The organism is Lysinibacillus sp. FSL P2-0066 (assembly GCF_037969495.1).
GTDB classification, from domain to species: Bacteria; Bacillota; Bacilli; order Bacillales_A; family Planococcaceae; genus Lysinibacillus; species Lysinibacillus boronitolerans.
The window spans coordinates 462,144-478,269 of record NZ_CP150202.1; the positions used below are offsets into that span (position 1 = coordinate 462,144).

The 16,126-nt window shown below is 37.1% G+C and carries 13 protein-coding genes; 12 read left to right on the forward strand and 1 reads right to left on the reverse strand.

Annotated elements, in window-relative coordinates; all coding sequences use genetic code 11:
- Positions 1-10: 10 nt before the first annotated feature.
- Entirely contained in the window at positions 11-1,579 is a 1,569-nt protein-coding gene (locus tag MKZ14_RS02220; RefSeq protein ID WP_333006196.1) for a PucR family transcriptional regulator ligand-binding domain-containing protein, read from the reverse strand.
- A 233-nt stretch (positions 1,580-1,812) separates the two neighbouring features.
- Here MKZ14_RS02220 and MKZ14_RS02225 point away from each other — a divergent pair, with 233 nt between their 5' ends.
- From MKZ14_RS02225 to MKZ14_RS02280, 12 genes are all read left to right on the forward strand, one after another.
- Complete coding sequence (locus MKZ14_RS02225) at positions 1,813-3,225, forward strand: amino acid permease (protein ID WP_048393384.1); 1,413 nt, start codon at positions 1,813-1,815, stop codon at positions 3,223-3,225.
- A 23-nt stretch (positions 3,226-3,248) separates the two neighbouring features.
- The gene (locus MKZ14_RS02230; RefSeq protein ID WP_333006195.1) at positions 3,249-4,778 is read left to right on the forward strand and encodes a CoA-acylating methylmalonate-semialdehyde dehydrogenase; all 1,530 of its coding nucleotides are present in this window, start codon (positions 3,249-3,251) and stop codon (positions 4,776-4,778) included.
- Between the two features lie 33 nt (positions 4,779-4,811).
- Positions 4,812-6,164: an aspartate aminotransferase family protein gene (locus MKZ14_RS02235; protein WP_016993407.1), complete on the forward strand. Its 1,353-nt coding sequence runs from the start codon at positions 4,812-4,814 to the stop codon at positions 6,162-6,164.
- A gap of 488 nt (positions 6,165-6,652) precedes the next feature.
- Positions 6,653-8,236 carry a glutathione ABC transporter substrate-binding protein gene (locus MKZ14_RS02240; protein ID WP_333006194.1) on the forward strand — a complete coding sequence of 528 codons (1,584 nt, stop codon included), beginning with the start codon at positions 6,653-6,655 and terminating at the stop codon, positions 8,234-8,236.
- A 66-nt stretch (positions 8,237-8,302) separates the two neighbouring features.
- Positions 8,303-9,226 (forward strand): ABC transporter permease subunit, encoded by a 924-nt coding sequence (locus MKZ14_RS02245; protein WP_016993406.1) that lies wholly within the window; start codon positions 8,303-8,305, stop codon positions 9,224-9,226.
- A gap of 13 nt (positions 9,227-9,239) precedes the next feature.
- Complete coding sequence (locus MKZ14_RS02250; protein ID WP_052125378.1) at positions 9,240-10,136, forward strand: ABC transporter permease subunit; 897 nt, start codon at positions 9,240-9,242, stop codon at positions 10,134-10,136.
- 11 nt (positions 10,137-10,147) lie between these two features.
- A complete protein-coding gene (locus MKZ14_RS02255) occupies positions 10,148-11,140 on the forward strand; it encodes an ABC transporter ATP-binding protein (protein WP_036078171.1) in 993 nt (330 codons plus the stop codon).
- Complete coding sequence (locus tag MKZ14_RS02260; protein ID WP_036078174.1) at positions 11,133-12,098, forward strand: dipeptide ABC transporter ATP-binding protein; 966 nt, start codon at positions 11,133-11,135, stop codon at positions 12,096-12,098. Before MKZ14_RS02255 ends, MKZ14_RS02260 begins: the two co-directional genes overlap by 8 nt.
- A gap of 18 nt (positions 12,099-12,116) precedes the next feature.
- Positions 12,117-12,995 (forward strand): sugar phosphate isomerase/epimerase, encoded by an 879-nt coding sequence (locus MKZ14_RS02265; protein WP_036078176.1) that lies wholly within the window; start codon positions 12,117-12,119, stop codon positions 12,993-12,995.
- Positions 12,996-13,008: 13 nt separating this feature from the next.
- On the forward strand, positions 13,009-14,067 hold the full coding sequence (locus tag MKZ14_RS02270; protein WP_016993402.1) for a Gfo/Idh/MocA family oxidoreductase: 1,059 nt from the start codon (positions 13,009-13,011) through the stop codon (positions 14,065-14,067).
- 1 nt (position 14,068) lies between these two features.
- Positions 14,069-14,950, forward strand: a complete 882-nt coding sequence (locus MKZ14_RS02275) for a sugar phosphate isomerase/epimerase family protein (protein ID WP_026023428.1) — start codon at positions 14,069-14,071, stop codon at positions 14,948-14,950.
- Positions 14,951-14,964: 14 nt separating this feature from the next.
- Positions 14,965-16,116: an ROK family transcriptional regulator gene (locus tag MKZ14_RS02280; RefSeq protein WP_016993400.1), complete on the forward strand. Its 1,152-nt coding sequence runs from the start codon at positions 14,965-14,967 to the stop codon at positions 16,114-16,116.
- The last annotated feature ends 10 nt before the right edge of the window (positions 16,117-16,126 follow it).

Genomic DNA, 16,126 nt, shown 5'->3' on the forward strand with positions numbered 1-16,126 from the left:
CAACTTTTTTCTAGCTCTTATCCTCGATTAATGAATTGGCTAGTAGCATAAATTCAAGTGTAATGCGGTTATGCCCGTTCATAAAATTTTTACCAAGTAAACTTTCAAGCTTTTTTAAGCGGTGATAGAGTGTTTGACGAACAATAAACAATTGATTCGCTGTTTGCTGTTTAGAGCCATTTGTTTGTAAATACACTTGCAATGTTTCGAGAAGCTTACTATTATATTTTTCATCGTATTCAATAACGGGCTGTAAATAGTCGTAAATCACTTCCTGTAAATCCACCTGCATTTGTAATTTATAGATTAAATGATATAAATGCAGATCATCATAAAAGAACGAGGACGTTTGTACTTTTCGACAAATATATAAGGTTTCCAGTGCAGTTTGATAGCTTTTGGGAATTTCATCCACATCACAAACAACCTTCCCAATAGCTATCTGATAACCTTGTGCCTGCTGCTTTTTATAAAATTCAGTTTTGACCAAAGAGGAAAACATGTTGTTTAACATATCACGAATGGCTTTACTATCTTTTGTATGCAGTAAAATAAAAATAACATAGCTTTTTCTTTCAAATAAAAATGGAATAAAGCCATGTTGCTCAAAGAGATTACGATAATAAAGCTTACTATAGACTACATCCTCCTGTGCCTTTGTCAAGGTATTAGGAGAAGCCAAAATAAAGACAGTGCCACTGGATTGTGTATAGTTAGTATAATGTGTAACGATAAATTTATAGATTTCCTCCTTAGATAGTTTTTGATCAATCCAATCAGCTAAAATCGAAGCATCCTCAATATTCTTTTTTTCCTCAATATAGAACTCTCGCATAAAAAGCTGTGCCAACGCTGTTGCCGTGCGATCTAATATTAATAATTCAAATTCGGAGAAAAGCCCATCTTCTCGATAAATTGATAAATCGGCATAATGTTGATCAAATAGAAAAATAGGCTCATGTTTAAATTGCTGAGACGATGTATTCAATGTTAGGAATTGCTGCCGCTTTTTATGAGCCATATTCGGGAAAAAGACAGGTTCTCTTCCCTTAATGGAAAACATAATTTGTATTTTCAATTCATTATACATATTTTGTAAAATATCGTCCGTGTTTTGTCCCAATACTGCATTTTTGTTCAATGTTTGTGAGTAAGCTTCTAGTGAAGAAATCAATAGATATTGCTGATTGATAATTTGACTATGTAAATCCTGTGTAATACGAACAAAAGGAACTGCTTCATGAAAAACAATAATAGGAAACTGGTGGCGGTTGGCAAGTGTTAAAATCGCTTCAGGTACTGCTTGAATAGAGGTGCCATATTCAATACAAAGTGCTGCACAATTTTTTTGAATGATGGCTTCTATAAAGGATACAAAGTCCTCAATACTATGTTGGAGACTAAGCCCTGTAGTTAATACTAACTCTTCACCAACTAAAAAATTATCAACATGTATGATTTCTAGTACATGTGCCCATTTAACGCTCCTTGTTAATCCCTCATGACCTGCAACTACCTCTGCATTTTGAAAATATTTATTCTGTAAAACGTCTAGTACTTTTAGTTGAAATGTGCTCATTTTTGCCCCTCCTTTTGACATGCGTGTCAGTGGTTAGAATTCAATAATTTCTGCTTGGTGCTGAGAATTTACTCATAAAATCGTTTAAAAAATATTTTAAGAATATTTAGTCTATTTTACATTATGTATAAAACAAAAGTATAGAATTTTACAGTTTGTCTATTACTTCAACGTTATGAAAGATGTAAGATTTTTGTAAGCGATCAAGCAATCTACTAAAAGAGGTGACAGATATGGGGCAACAAACGCATTTACAAAGAGGATTAAAGAAGCGGCATATGACGATGATTGCGATTGCCGGTGTAATCGGTGCTGGACTATTTATGGGGAGTGGCTCGGTCATTAACCTAGCTGGTCCAGGGGCAATTTTATCGTATATATTTGCAGGAATTATCGTTGTATTAGTTATGCGTATGCTAGGTGAGATGGCGGCAGTCAATCCAACGAGTGGATCGTTTGCTCACTATGCACATGAAGCCATTGGTCCGTGGGCAGGTTTTATGATTGGATGGTTGTACTGGTTTTTCTGGGTGATTGCCATTGCTTTAGAGGCAACAGCAGCAGCTGCCATTATTCAATATTGGTACGATGGGATTCCTTTATGGCTTTTAAGTCTGTTATTAACTGTAGCACTTACATTAACAAATGTTCTTTCTGTCAAAGCTTTTGGTGAGTTTGAGTATTGGTTCTCTCTTATTAAGGTTGCAAGTATAGTCGTTTTTCTAGGTCTTGGTGCTTTTATTATCTTTGGTATTGCTCCAAACTTTAATGCTGTTGGTATGACCAATTTAGTTGAACAGGGTGGTTTTTTACCAAATGGTTTTGGCGCTGTTCTAATGGGTGTCGTTATCGTTATTTTTTCATTTATGGGGACAGAAATCGTTGCGATTGCTGCTGGTGAATCGGATGAACCATTAGCCGCTGTCACAAAAGCTACCAATTCTATTACTTGGCGTATTTTAATTTTCTATGTAGGCTCTATTGCAGTTGTAGTGACGCTATTGCCTTGGCATTCCTCAGATATTTTAACAAGTCCTTATGTAGCGGTACTTGATTATATTGGTATTCCTGCAGCCGCACAAATTATGAATTTTGTTGTTTTAACTGCTGTATTATCATGCCTAAATTCAGCACTATATGCTACATCAAGAATGGTATTTTCTTTAGCGGAAAAAGGAGAAGCACCAAAAGCATTTTTAAAATTAAATAAAAATGGTGCACCTGTTAATGCCATACTTGCCGCAACATTTTTCTCATATATTGCGGTCATTATGAACTATGTGTCGCCAGATAAAGTATTTATGTTTTTATTAAGTTCTTGTAGTGCTATTACGTTGATTCTTTATTTAATCATTGCCTTTTCACAGTTAAGAATGCGACGGAAGATTGAGCAAGAAAATCCAGAGCTATTAAAGGTGAAAATGTGGCTATTTCCATATTTAACATATTTAACAATAGTAGCAACAACAGCATTACTCATTGCGATGTTCTTTATAGAGTCTATGCGCTCACAAATTTTATTTACATGCGTTATTGTGGCCATTGTGATGATTTTCTATATGCTGACTCAAAAGAAAAAGGTGATCAAACAAGCCGATGAATCAAGTTCCCTTTTCACAAAAGACAAGTTTGATTTTGAACAATAAGACGAAAAAAGGAGTGGTCAATTATGACAGTTCAACAAGAAATGAAAACGCTAACACATTTTATCAAAGGAGAAGAGGTAGCAGGTACAAGTAACAGATTCTCTGAAGTATATAATCCGTCAACAGGTGAGGTTATTGCAAGAGTACCCCTTGCTTCAAGAGCCGAGGTAAAGCATGCTATTCAGTTAGCTAAGGAAGCCTTTCCAGCATGGAAAAAAACATCAATTGGGAAGCGGGTAGAAGTGCTACATCGTTTCCGTCAGCTGTTAGTAGAAAGACAGGAAGAACTTATCAATGTGATTTGCCAAGAGAGTGGAAAAACTAAGGAAGATGCGAAAGGTGAAATTGTTCGTGGTATTGAATCTGTGGATATGGCGATCAGTGCCCCACAAATGCTAAAAGGAGAGTATTCCGTCAATGTAGGTGGAAATATTAATGCTTTTTCTGCCAAATCGCCTCTTGGTGTAGTAGCAACCATTGCACCATTTAATTTCCCTGTTATGGTACCACTGGCTATTACAAGTATGGCTGTTGCGGTAGGAAATGCAGTTATTCTAAAGCCATCTGAACGTGTACCTATTTCAGCATTATATTTGAGCCAATTATGGAAAGAGGCAGGTCTACCAGACGGTATTTGGACAGTGGTTAATGGAGATAAAGAGGCAGTCGATGAACTATTAGAAAATAAAGAGATTCAAGCAATTTCATTTGTTGGCTCAACGCCTGTTGCTGAATATATCTATCAAACTGGGACAAAGCACAATAAACGTGTTGCGGCATTTGGTGGTGGAAAGAACTTTATGATTGTAATGCCTGATGCCAATTTAGAACAGACAGCAAATGCCTTTTTAGGAGCAGCATATGGTGCAGCATCTCAGCGTTGCATGGCTATTTCTGGTGCACTCGTTGTAGGGAAGGATACGGAGCAACGATTTACAGAAATATTGAAAAATAAAATATCCCAACTAAAGGTAGGGCCTTATACAGAGCAAGACGTCGATTTCGGTCCTGTCATCTCTAAACAATCAAAGGAAACGATTATACGTTATATCGATGGGGCGGTCAGTGAAGGAGCGAATCTTGTCATCGATGGAAGACATCCAAAAGTATGTGAATCGTCAAATGGTTTTTATCTTGGTCCTACTCTACTTAATCATGTAAAACCAGAAATGACGATCTTCAAAGAGGAGGTCTTTGGTCCAGCACGTATTGTAGTGGGGGTTGACTCTCTACAAGAGGCTATCGACTTAATAAATGATCATGAGCTTGGCAATGGTGTCACAATGTTTACAAGCAGCGGCGCAGCGGCGCGTAAATTCCAAGAAGAAATAGAAGTGGGCATGGTAGGAGTAAATGTACCAATACCAATTCCAGTTGGCTATCACAACTTTGGTGGATGGAAACGCTCTAAGTTCGGTGAAGGGCATATGTTTGGCCCAGATCAGGCGAGATTCTTTACAAAGGCAAAAACGATTTCTGAGCGCTGGCCAGATGAAACAGAAGATACAACAAGCTCCTTTGCGTTCCCGAGTAATAACGATGTGAAAAACTAATGTAAGGAAAATAATAATGAGGGGTGTTTGGCGATGACGCAGATCAATCTTAAAAGTGATGTATTAGCAAAGGATGAGCAATATGTATGGCATTCAATGAAACCCTATAATCCGCAAGCCACGTATGTAGTAGAGAAATCTGATGGTGCAAAAATCACAGATACAGATGGTGCGGAATATATTGATGCGATGGCTGGGCTATGGTGTGTCAATGTTGGCTATGGTCGTAAAGAATTAGCGGATGCAGCACATGAGCAAATGATGAAAAATGCTTATGCACCTTTATCTCAGGGACATTTACCAGCAGTCGAACTAGCCGAAAAACTTAATGAAATGCTTGGTGGAGATTATGTTATTTTCTTCTCTAACAGTGGTTCAGAGGCGAATGAAACAGCTTTTAAAATAGCACGCCAATACCACCAGCAAAAAGGACAAAGCTCGCGCTATAAAATTGTCTCTCGCTACCGTGCTTATCATGGGAACTCCTTTGGGGCTTTAGCGGCAACAGGGCAGGCGGAGCGTAAATATAAATATGAGCCTCTATCACCTGGCTTTATCCATGTTGCACCACCTGATCAATACCGTGAGCATGAAAGTGATACTATTGCGCCATTAGATTTAGCGAGTGTAAAGGCCGTAGACAAAACGATGACATGGGAGCTGGGCGACACAATTGCAGCGATGATCTTAGAGCCTATTATTACAGGTGGTGGTGTCATTATGCCTCCAGAAAACTATTTAAAAGGTATTGAAGAAGTATGTAAAAAACACGGCGCTTTAATGATTGTGGATGAGGTTATTTGTGGCTTTGGTCGTACAGGAAAGCCATTTGGATTTATGAATTATGGTGTAAAGCCTGATATTATTACCATGGCTAAAGGAATTACAAGTGCCTATTTACCATTATCAGCTACAGCAGTAAAGCGTGAAATATATGAGGCGTTTACTGGATCAGATGCATACGGCTATTTCCGCCATGTAAATACATTTGGTGGCTCACCGGTGGCATGTGCAGTCGCATTAAAAAATATTGAGATTCTTGAGCAAGAGGCATTATTTGACCGTTCCAAGGAAGTTGGTGCAGCAACACTAAAAACATTGCAGCAAGAATTGCAGCAACACCCAAATGTGGGGGATGTACGAGGTAAGGGCTTATTGATTGGGATTGAATTAGTTGTAGATAAAATCTCGAAAGAACCTTTACCTGTGGAGAAAGTGAATGCAGTCATTGCAGCATGTAAAGGGCAAGGTGTCATCATTGGGAAAAATGGAGCTACTGTAGCAGGATTTAATAACGTCTTAACGTTATCGCCACCACTTAATATTGCACAAGAAGATCTTGACCGCATACTAAGTGTGGTTGTGAATAGTATAAATACGCTATAGTAACTATTCATGTAGGTTCTAAAAGCCATATCAAAAGGGCTTTTAGAACTTTTATTAATGGGCTTTGGAGCAACAATCAGCTGTAGGGAGCATTATTATAGCTCAATAAAAATAAATATAAAATTCTGAAATTTATTAAAAAAATACTGGAAATATTAGATTTCATCGTTTATAGTTGTTAAAAATAATGAAATTTTCTGATAATAAAACAATTTTCTGAGAGGGAATATTTTTTTAATCACTTATTTTCAGCAGTGGAATAAATATACCTTGTATTTTGAACTATACTTTCTGAGTTAAAAGCAATTGTGATAGTTGAGGAAGCAATATCTTTCCTGAATTGAATTGTCTAATCTTAAGAAAATATAGTTTATTTTTTGCCTATTTATTTTCATCAGTGGAGAAAATAAATTCATTTTGGTAATTATATTTCTTAATTTAAGTTATAAGAAATATTTTTATATATTTTTACAAAGGGAGTAGATGAGATGAATTATGTTAAAAAATTGGTTTTTGTAATTCTATGTACATTGCTTTTAGCGGCATGCTCAGAGAAAGACAATTCTAACGCATCAAATACTGGGGACAAGTCTACTACAGAATCAGGTACAGCTAGTTCAAAAAATGAACTTGTTATCGCTGTAAATGAAAACTTTATTTCAATGGATCCGCATAACACTGGGGATACAAATTCGAGTTCTGTACAGGAGACAATGCTAGAAGGATTGTTAGGCTTCGATGCAGATGGTCAAATTATTAAGGTTTTAGCAGATGATTATTCAATTAGTGAAGACGCTCTTGTCTATACGTTCAAACTTAAAGAAGGGGTTACTTTCCATGACGGGGAACAGTTTAATGCTGAGGCTGTAAAGGCCAACATTGAGCGAATCATGAATGATGAAAGCTTACGTTTATATTCTCGTGGTTTTAGCTTAATCAGCAATGTTGAAATTCTAGGCGACTATGAAATTAAGGTTACTTTAAAAGAACCTTATGGACCTATGATTACTCGATTCGGAGTTGCCAAAATGATTAGTCCAAAAATGATTAAAGAAAATTCAGCAGATATACCTAAAAAACCTGTTGGTACAGGACCATATAAATTTGTTGAATGGGTACAAGGAGATCATTTAACAATTGAGAACTTTGACGGCTACTGGGATGGAGGAGAACGTGTTGCTAAAATCACCTATAAACCAGTGCCAGAAAATGGCTCACGTGTAGCGATGCTAAAAGCGGGTGATGCACAGGTTATCTATCCAGTGCCAGCACAAAATATTGATGAGCTTTCTAATAGTAAAGATGTAGAGGTAAATAAGGTCCCTTCTACAATTGCACACTACGTTTCATTAAATACCTATAAAAAACCTTTGGATGATATTAAAGTTCGACAAGCCTTTAACTATGCGGTGGACAAGGATGCTTATTTAAAAGTGGTGAATGCTGGGCTAGGTTTACCATTAGACTCCATTATTTCTTCCAAAACCGTTTATTATAAGCAGCAAAAAATGTATGAACACAATATTGAAAAGGCAAAAGCATTATTGGCTGAGGCAGGCTATCCTGATGGCTTCGATATTGAAATTTGGGGGAACACAAACTCAGATACGATGAAGGGTATGCAGTTTATTCAACAACAGTTAGGTCAAATCGGTGTAAAAGTAGAAATTAAATCAATGGAAGAAGGTACTTTATCAGACGAAATCTATGGTGCACAAACACCAGAGGATGCGAAATTACAAATGTGGTATGTGAGCTGGTCAGCCTATGCTTCGGATATAACGAATGCGACAAAGCCTCTTTTCCATAGCGTATCATTCCCACCGAATGGTGCAAATACAGCTTACTATCATAATACAGAGGCAGATCAATTAATGGATGAAGCTAACTCCATTTCAGATGTTGATCGCCAAGCTGAATTATATGAAAAGTTACAGGAAATTGTTTATCAAGATACACCTTGGATTTTCTTAGGGGTAGATGAGGTTGTATATGGTGTACGTTCAAATGTCAGCGGTGTGCAAGTAAACCCTACAGGTGGACTTGATGTGAAGAATGCCAAAGTCGAGTAATGAACAATAAAAGGAATTGATAGTCGTCAATTCCTTTTCTATAAAAATAGAAAGGAGGAAGGTAGCATGTGGAAGTATATAGCAAGAAGAACTGTTGAAATGATACCAATATTAATCGTCATTTCCATATTAACATTCTTATTTATTCATTTCATACCAGGTGACCCTGCAAGGTTAGTAGCTGGGAAGGATGCCACGCTAGAAGATGTTGAAAACGTACGCCATGAGTTAGGTTTAGATAAACCCATTCTTAAACAATACGTGGATTATATGAAAAATCTTGTGACGGGTGAGCTTGGAACATCTTTAACAACAGGACTACCTGTCATAGATATGTTTAAAACAAGGTTTATGCCTTCTCTTCATCTTACTTTCCTTTCCATGTTTTGGGCTACATTAATGGGTTTGGTAATTGGTGTTGTTTCAGCCATCAATAAAAACAAATGGCCTGATTATTTTGGAATGGTAACGGCTGTTTCTGGTATTTCAATTCCAGGATTTTGGCTGGGCTTATTATTGATTCAATTATTTTCCGTGCAGCTAGGGTTATTTCCAACAGGTGGATTAGATGGCTTTTCTAGTTATATTTTGCCGTCCTTGACCTTAGGGGCTGGCATTATGTCAATGATTGCTCGATTTACTCGCTCTTCTATGCTGGAAACGTTACAAGCAGATTTTATAAGAACAGGGAGAGCAAAAGGACTGAAAGAACACTCTGTTATTGTGACCCATGCTTTAAGAAATTCCTTAATTTCTGTGGTAACAGTAGCCGGCCTACAATTCGGATTTCTATTAGGAGGATCGGTGGTAGTGGAGACAGTCTTTAGTTTTCCAGGGATGGGACGACTTCTAATCGATTCGATTGCCTTTCGAGATTATCCCGTCATTCAATCTGCACTGCTGTTATTTGCATTTGAATTTATTTTAGTCAATTTAATCGTTGATGTGCTTTATACCGTGTTAAATCCAAAAATCCAATTAAATTCTTAAGGGAGGGAACAAAATGACTTCACCAACTACTATGCAAAATAGCCAAGTGCAAAATACACAAAAAAAATACTCTCCTCTTAAAGAATTTTGGAAGTCTTTTAAAAAACAAAAGGCTGCTTTGGTAGCAAGTATCTTTATAGTGTTGTTAATTGTAGTCGCTTTTATTGGTCCTTATATCGCACCGTACGACCCTTTTGAACCGAATTATGATGCTTTATTAGAGGGACCAAGTGCAAGTCATTTGGCAGGAACTGACGAGTATGGTCGAGATATTTTTAGTCGTTTGATAGTAGGTGCAAAAATATCCTTGATGGTGAGTTTTAGTGCCGTATTTTTAGGCTTAATACTAGGAACTATTTTAGGTTTAATTAGCGGTTACTTTGGTGGGTGGATTGACAAAATCATCATGCGTAGCTGTGATGTATTGTTTTCATTCCCAGATTTATTATTAGCAATTGCCATTGTAGCCTTATTGGGTCCTGGTATTAATAATGTCATCATTGCTGTGATGATTTTTAGTGTGCCATCTTTTGCACGTTTAGTCAGAGGTGCTACATTGAATGCGAAAGAGAATGTTTACGTAGAAGCAGCACAATCAATGGGAGCTTCACATGTTAGAGTGCTGTGGAAACATATTTTCCCTGAAACCATTAGTGAATTAATCATTTTTGTCACAATGCGTATAGGAACAGCCATTTTAGCAGCTTCTGGTTTAAGTTTTTTAGGCTTAGGTGCAAGCCCTGAGATGCCTGAGTGGGGAGTAATGCTAAGTAGTGGGCGCGACTATTTAGGGACATCTTCGCACGTAGTCATCATGCCAGGCATTGCCATATTTTTAACCGTACTAGCATTTAACTTAATAGGTGATGGATTACGAGATGTCTTAGATCCAAAAATAAAAAATAATTAAGGAGAATGCTTATGCCAGAACATGTATTGCGAGTAAGTGACTTAGAAACGTCCTTTACGCGTGATAAAAGGGAAATCAAGATTTTAAGAGGTGTCAATTTTTCCATCCGTAAAGGAGAGATATTAGGCTTAGTGGGAGAATCGGGTAGTGGAAAAAGCTTAACATCGTTATCCATCATGCAATTATTTCACGGTACTACAGGCAAAATCGTCAATGGCTCTATACATTTCAATGGACATGACTTGACGAAAATGTCCGAATCAGAAATTCGGAAGATTCGTGGCAAGCAAATGGCCATGATTTTTCAAGAGCCCATGACCTCTTTAAATCCTGTCTTAAAAATAGGCAAGCAGTTAATGGAAGCAATTGAGATGCATTTAAAGCTGCCGAAGAACGAAAGTAAGCATCATGCAATCCAAATGCTAAAAAGCGTTGGCATAGGAAGAGCTGAGGAAATCATTTATGAATATCCACATCAGCTATCAGGAGGAATGCGCCAGCGAGTTATGATTGCAATGGCTATGGCCTGCCATCCTAATTTACTTATTGCTGACGAACCAACCACTGCGCTTGATGTCACGATACAAGCTCAAATTTTAGAGCTAATGAAAAAGCTAAAGGAAGAAAATGAAACAGCTATTTTATTAATCACACATGATTTAGGTGTTGTTGCGGAAATGTGCGATAGGGTAGTCGTAATGTATGCAGGGCAGGTTGTAGAGGAAGCAGATGTCTTTGAGTTATTTGCTAGCCCCAAGCATCCCTATACAAAAGGTTTAATTGCATCCGTACCGAAAATTGGTGATAACAAAGAAGTATTAGAATCTATTAATGGTCAAGTACCATCCCCACAAAATATGCCGAATGGTTGTAAATTTGCTCCACGATGTAATCAAGCGATGTCTATATGCCATCAGGAGAGTCCACCGACAGTAAAAATTTCAGCTACTCGCCAATGTAGCTGCTGGCTATATGTGAAAAAGGATGTGGAAGTAAATGCCTAACAGTATATTAAAAGTGGAGAATTTAAAAAAGAGCTTTCAAATAGCAGGAGGGCTATTTCAAAAAAAGCAATATGTTAACGCGGTCATAGATGTTTCCTTTGAAATAGAAGAAGGTACGACGTTTAGTTTAGTTGGGGAAAGTGGTTGTGGTAAATCTACTACAGGTAGATTAATCACTAGATTAATAGCACCAACGAATGGAAGTATCATTGTGGACGGGAAAGAAGTAGCAACTGCAAAGCAATCTGAATTAAAGCATTTAAGGCAAACTGTTCAAATGATTTTTCAAGACCCATATGCCTCTTTGAATCCAAGAATGAAGGTCAAGGAGCTTATTGGGGAGCCTTTAGAAATTCATACAAAACTTTCAAAAGCAGAGCGTGAAAAACTAGTGCTTGAAATGCTGGAAGTCGTTGGATTAAATGCTGAACATGCTGATCGCTATGCGCATGAGTTCAGTGGAGGACAAAGGCAGCGTTTAGGTATTGCACGCGCATTAATAACAAAGCCAAAATTAATTATTGCTGATGAGCCCGTTTCTGCGTTGGATGTATCTATACAATCGCAAATATTGAATCTATTAAAGCAATTGCAGCAAGAATATAAAATATCTTATCTCTTTATTTCTCACGATTTAAGTGTTGTAGAACATATTAGCCATTATATAGGGGTCATGTATTTAGGGTCTATTGTAGAAATCGGGCGTAAAGAAACCATATTTAATGAACCAAAGCATCCCTATACAAAAGCGCTCATTGCATCCGTACCGATCGCAGACCCAACATTACGAAAAAAGAAGATCGTTTTAACAGGTGATATTCCAAATCCTAAAAATCCGCCAAGTGGTTGTACCTTCCACACAAGGTGCCCCTTTGCATCAGATATATGTAAGCAAGCTATTCCGGAAATGAAAAAAATTAACGAAGAGCAAAGTGTCGCATGTCACTTTGTCAACTAATCGAAAGGGTGTATAGAAATGAAAATAGGGTTAAGCACATATAGTATGGTCAAAAAAATGAGACAGGGGGAAATGAATGTACTGGATGTCTTACAATGGGTAGCAGACAACGGTGGACAGCATGTAGAATTAGTACCCTATGAATTTACCGTTGTAGATAACTATGAACTTGCAACTCAAATAAAAGATAAAGCAGCAGAGCTAGGATTAGAGCTATCCGCCTATTCGTTACCAGCTAACTTTATTCAGGATACGGAGGAAGCTTTTTTAGAAGAGGTTGAACGTTTAAAGAAGCATGTTGATGTCGTACATCATATGGGCATTCACATTATGCGCCATGACGTTACTCTCTTTACTTTACCAAAGGAGCAAACGTCCATTCATTATTACAACGAGCACTTCGAAGAGATGGTTAGAGGCTGTCAGTTAATTGCAGATTACGCGAAACAATTTAATATTACGACAACGATTGAAAATCACGGCTTTAATGTTCAAACAAGTGATCGTGTACAACAATTAATTCATGCGGTAAACAGAGACAACTTTAAAACAACTTTAGATATCGGTAATTTTTTATGTATTGATGAAGAACCTCTAATTGGTGTTATGAAAAACGTCCCTTATGCTGCTACGGTGCATTTTAAAGATTTTTATATTCGTCCTTATTATGAAAATCCAGGTGAGGGCGAATGGTTCCGTACAGTTCATAACAACTACATCAGAGGTGCTATTGTGGGACATGGCGATATAAATATTCGAGAAATTATTAAACTCGTAAAAGGCAGTGGATATGATGGCTATCTTACTATTGAGTTTGAAGGGATGGAAGATTGCCAAGTTGGTTCAAAAATAGGGATGGATAATGTACGTCGTTTATGGGACGAATGCAAGCTCTAAAGGAGGAAAGAACATGGACAAATTAAAAGTTTGTGTCATTGGCACAGGTTCTATTTCAGATTTTCACTTAGGTTCCTATTCGAATAATCCATTCGTTGAGTTATATGGCGTGTATGATGCTTCTCTTGAAAGAGGCAAAGCAAAAGCAGTTCAATTTGGAGCAACACATGTTTTTTCTTCAAAAGAAGAGCTATTCGCAGATAAAAATGTGGATGCTGTAAGTATTTGTACATGGAATAATACACATGCCGAATTGGCGATTCTTGCTTTGGAAAATGACTTACATGTTCTAATAGAAAAGCCGCTATCTATGACTTATGCAGAGGCTCTAAATATCCAAAAGGTTGCAGAAAAGCATCAGAAAGTATTTCAAGTGGGCTATGTAAGACGGTTTGCCACAAATACCAAAGTACTGAAAAGCTTCATCGACGATAACAAATTGGGCGATATTTATTATGCTAAGGCTTCCTGCCTAAGAAGATTAGGTAATCCAGGAGGCTGGTTTGCTGAAATTGATAAGTCTGGCGGCGGACCTTTAATTGATCTAGGGGTACATGTAATTGATATATGCTGGTACTTAATGGGGAGACCAAAGGTGAAACGTATAACAGGTCATACTTACAATCAGTTAGGAAACCGAAATCATATAGAAAATTTATCCTTCTACAAGGCTGCAGACTATGATGCAACTAAAAACACAGTAGAAGACTTAGCAAATGCCCTCATTACATTTGAGAATGGAGCGTCACTAATGGTAGACGTTTCCTATACACTACATGCTTTAAAAGATGAAATAAGTATTAAGCTATATGGCACGAACGGTGGTGCAGAGCTAGAGCCAGAATTAAAAATTGTAAGTGAAGAGCATAATACGATTTTAAATATTCATCCTCAAATTAACGATTTAACATTTGATTTTGCGACAGCCTTTCAAAATGAAATCAATTCATTTGTTGATTGTTGCCTTCATCATTATGATTCAGTTGCACCTGTAGAGGATGGAGTAGAAATTATGAAAATCTTAGAAGGTATTTATATTTCTGCAACTGAAGGAAAGGAAGTTGTTTATTAAAATGGTGAAATTGGATAATAAAATCGGTGTGATAGTAGACAGCTTTCGTTTACCTATTCGTGAAGGTTTGTTAAAGGCGAAAGAAGTTGGTGCACAGGGGGTACAAATGTATGCCGTTTCAGGTGAGTTGGACCCCGATAACCTAAATGCTGAACAAAGAGCAGAATTGAAGGCGTATATCTTAGGGCTAGGTCTAGAAATCTCCGCATTATGTGGAGATTTAGGTGGTCATGGCTTCCAAGACAAAGCAGAAAATGCCAGAAAAATAAAAAAATCAAAAGAAATACTGCAATTAGCCAAAGACCTAGGAACATCCATTGTTACAACTCATATTGGTATTATTCCTGAAGATGAAAATGATCCAATCTATCAAACAATGCTGGAAGCCTGCGAAGAATTAGGACAATATGCTACATCATTAGATGCTTATTTTGCGATTGAAACAGGGCCAGAAACGAGTAAAACATTAAAAGGGTTTTTAGATAAGCTATCAACGAATGGTGTATCGGTTAATTTTGATCCTGCCAATATGGTGATGGTAACAAAAGATGATCCTGTAGCTGGAGTCAAACTATTAAAGAAATATATTGTACATACACATGTAAAGGATGGTATTCAACTGCAACCAACGAATCCTAAAGATGTGTACGGGTACTTAGGATACGATTCTGGAACATCTCATGATAAAATAGAAGAAATGGTGGAAAATGGAGAGTTTTTCAGAGAACTTCCATTAGGTCATGGAGATGTCAATTTCGAGCTTTATTTTTCAGCTTTACAAGAAATCGGATACAATGGCTATTTAACTATTGAACGAGAAGTGAGATCAAATCCCGAAAAAGACATCAAAGAAGCTGTACAATTCATAGAAAAGTTTAAATAGGGGTTGAATCTAATTTGAAAAAGCAAGATCAAGTACAAATGCGAAGACAAAATAAATATATTGTGCTTGACGCAATAAGGCAGATGGCGCCAATTTCAAGAATTCAATTATCAAAATATACAAAAATGAGCCCTACAACCATTACGCGTATTGTGCAAGAACTAGAAGCTGAAGGCTTTATTCTTGAAGGGGTATCGGAAGAAACAGCCATTGGTAGACGTCCTACGTTAATTCATATGCGCGAAGATGCTTTATATACGATTGGTATAGAAATTGACTGTTTTACTATTCGAATAGGTATATTAGATTTCTTAGGGAAGCTTATTGCCTTTCAGGAAATCAAATGTAACATCAAGCATCAATACGAAGAAGCTATACATCTACTAAAACGATCTATAGAAAATATCATGACAGAATATCAGATTGCTCACGATAAATTACTAGGCATTGGGATAGGAATTCCAGGAGTAATCAATAACGAGGAAGGGATAATCGTTTCCTCTGAGCAATTGAAGTGGGAAAACTGCCATATAAGAGAAGATTTAAATGGCGTTTTTGGTTGTGAAGTCATCGTAGATAATGAATTAAAAATGCAAATCATTGCTGAAATTGGTGATATCTATACACCACTGTATTCAAATTGTATTTTAGTCGGAATCGGAACAGGAATAGGAGCATCTATATTATTAAATGGAGAAGTGTATCGTGGCATTCAAAATAAAGCTGGAGAAATAAGCCATATAACGATTAATCCCTTTGGTGAGATGTGTCACTGTGGTAAAAGAGGGTGCTTATCCATGTATGTTTCTGAAGTTACGCTGTTAAAAAGAACACCTAAAAATCTTAATATTCAATCAATAGAAGAGATTTTGCATTGTGTTGATCAAGGCGAGCAATGGGCGGTTGATATTCAGCAAGATGTAGCTACTTTTCTAGCTATTGCCATCAATAATCTAGTTTGTTTATACGAACCAGAGGCTGTCATCGTCAGTGGAGAAATTATTGAGCACAATGTGACATTTCAAAAACTGCTTAGTGATAAGTGTAAACAGTATATATGGAAGGAATTACAACCCTACTTTGATTTACAGTTTTCCAATCAATTAAAAGAAGGGGTTGTTAAAGGAGCGGCATTACAAGCACAAAAGCAGTTGCTGTCTGTTTAAAGAAAGGTTG

Bases quoted from the DNA above. Each gene is read 5' to 3' on its own strand.
- MKZ14_RS02270 (WP_016993402.1), top strand. From the start codon at position 13,009: ATGGACAAATTAAAAGTTTGTGTCATTGGCACAGGTTCTATTTCAGAT.
- MKZ14_RS02245 (WP_016993406.1), top strand. From the start codon at position 8,303: ATGTGGAAGTATATAGCAAGAAGAACTGTTGAAATGATACCAATATTA.
- MKZ14_RS02255 (WP_036078171.1), top strand. From the start codon at position 10,148: ATGCCAGAACATGTATTGCGAGTAAGTGACTTAGAAACGTCCTTTACG.
- MKZ14_RS02235 (WP_016993407.1), top strand. From the start codon at position 4,812: ATGACGCAGATCAATCTTAAAAGTGATGTATTAGCAAAGGATGAGCAA.
- MKZ14_RS02240 (WP_333006194.1), top strand. From the start codon at position 6,653: ATGAATTATGTTAAAAAATTGGTTTTTGTAATTCTATGTACATTGCTT.
- MKZ14_RS02230 (WP_333006195.1), top strand. From the start codon at position 3,249: ATGACAGTTCAACAAGAAATGAAAACGCTAACACATTTTATCAAAGGA.
- MKZ14_RS02275 (WP_026023428.1), top strand. From the start codon at position 14,069: ATGGTGAAATTGGATAATAAAATCGGTGTGATAGTAGACAGCTTTCGT.
- MKZ14_RS02220 (WP_333006196.1), bottom strand. From the start codon at position 1,579: ATGAGCACATTTCAACTAAAAGTACTAGACGTTTTACAGAATAAATAT.
- MKZ14_RS02265 (WP_036078176.1), top strand. From the start codon at position 12,117: ATGAAAATAGGGTTAAGCACATATAGTATGGTCAAAAAAATGAGACAG.
- MKZ14_RS02250 (WP_052125378.1), top strand. From the start codon at position 9,240: ATGACTTCACCAACTACTATGCAAAATAGCCAAGTGCAAAATACACAA.
- MKZ14_RS02260 (WP_036078174.1), top strand. From the start codon at position 11,133: ATGCCTAACAGTATATTAAAAGTGGAGAATTTAAAAAAGAGCTTTCAA.
- MKZ14_RS02225 (WP_048393384.1), top strand. From the start codon at position 1,813: ATGGGGCAACAAACGCATTTACAAAGAGGATTAAAGAAGCGGCATATG.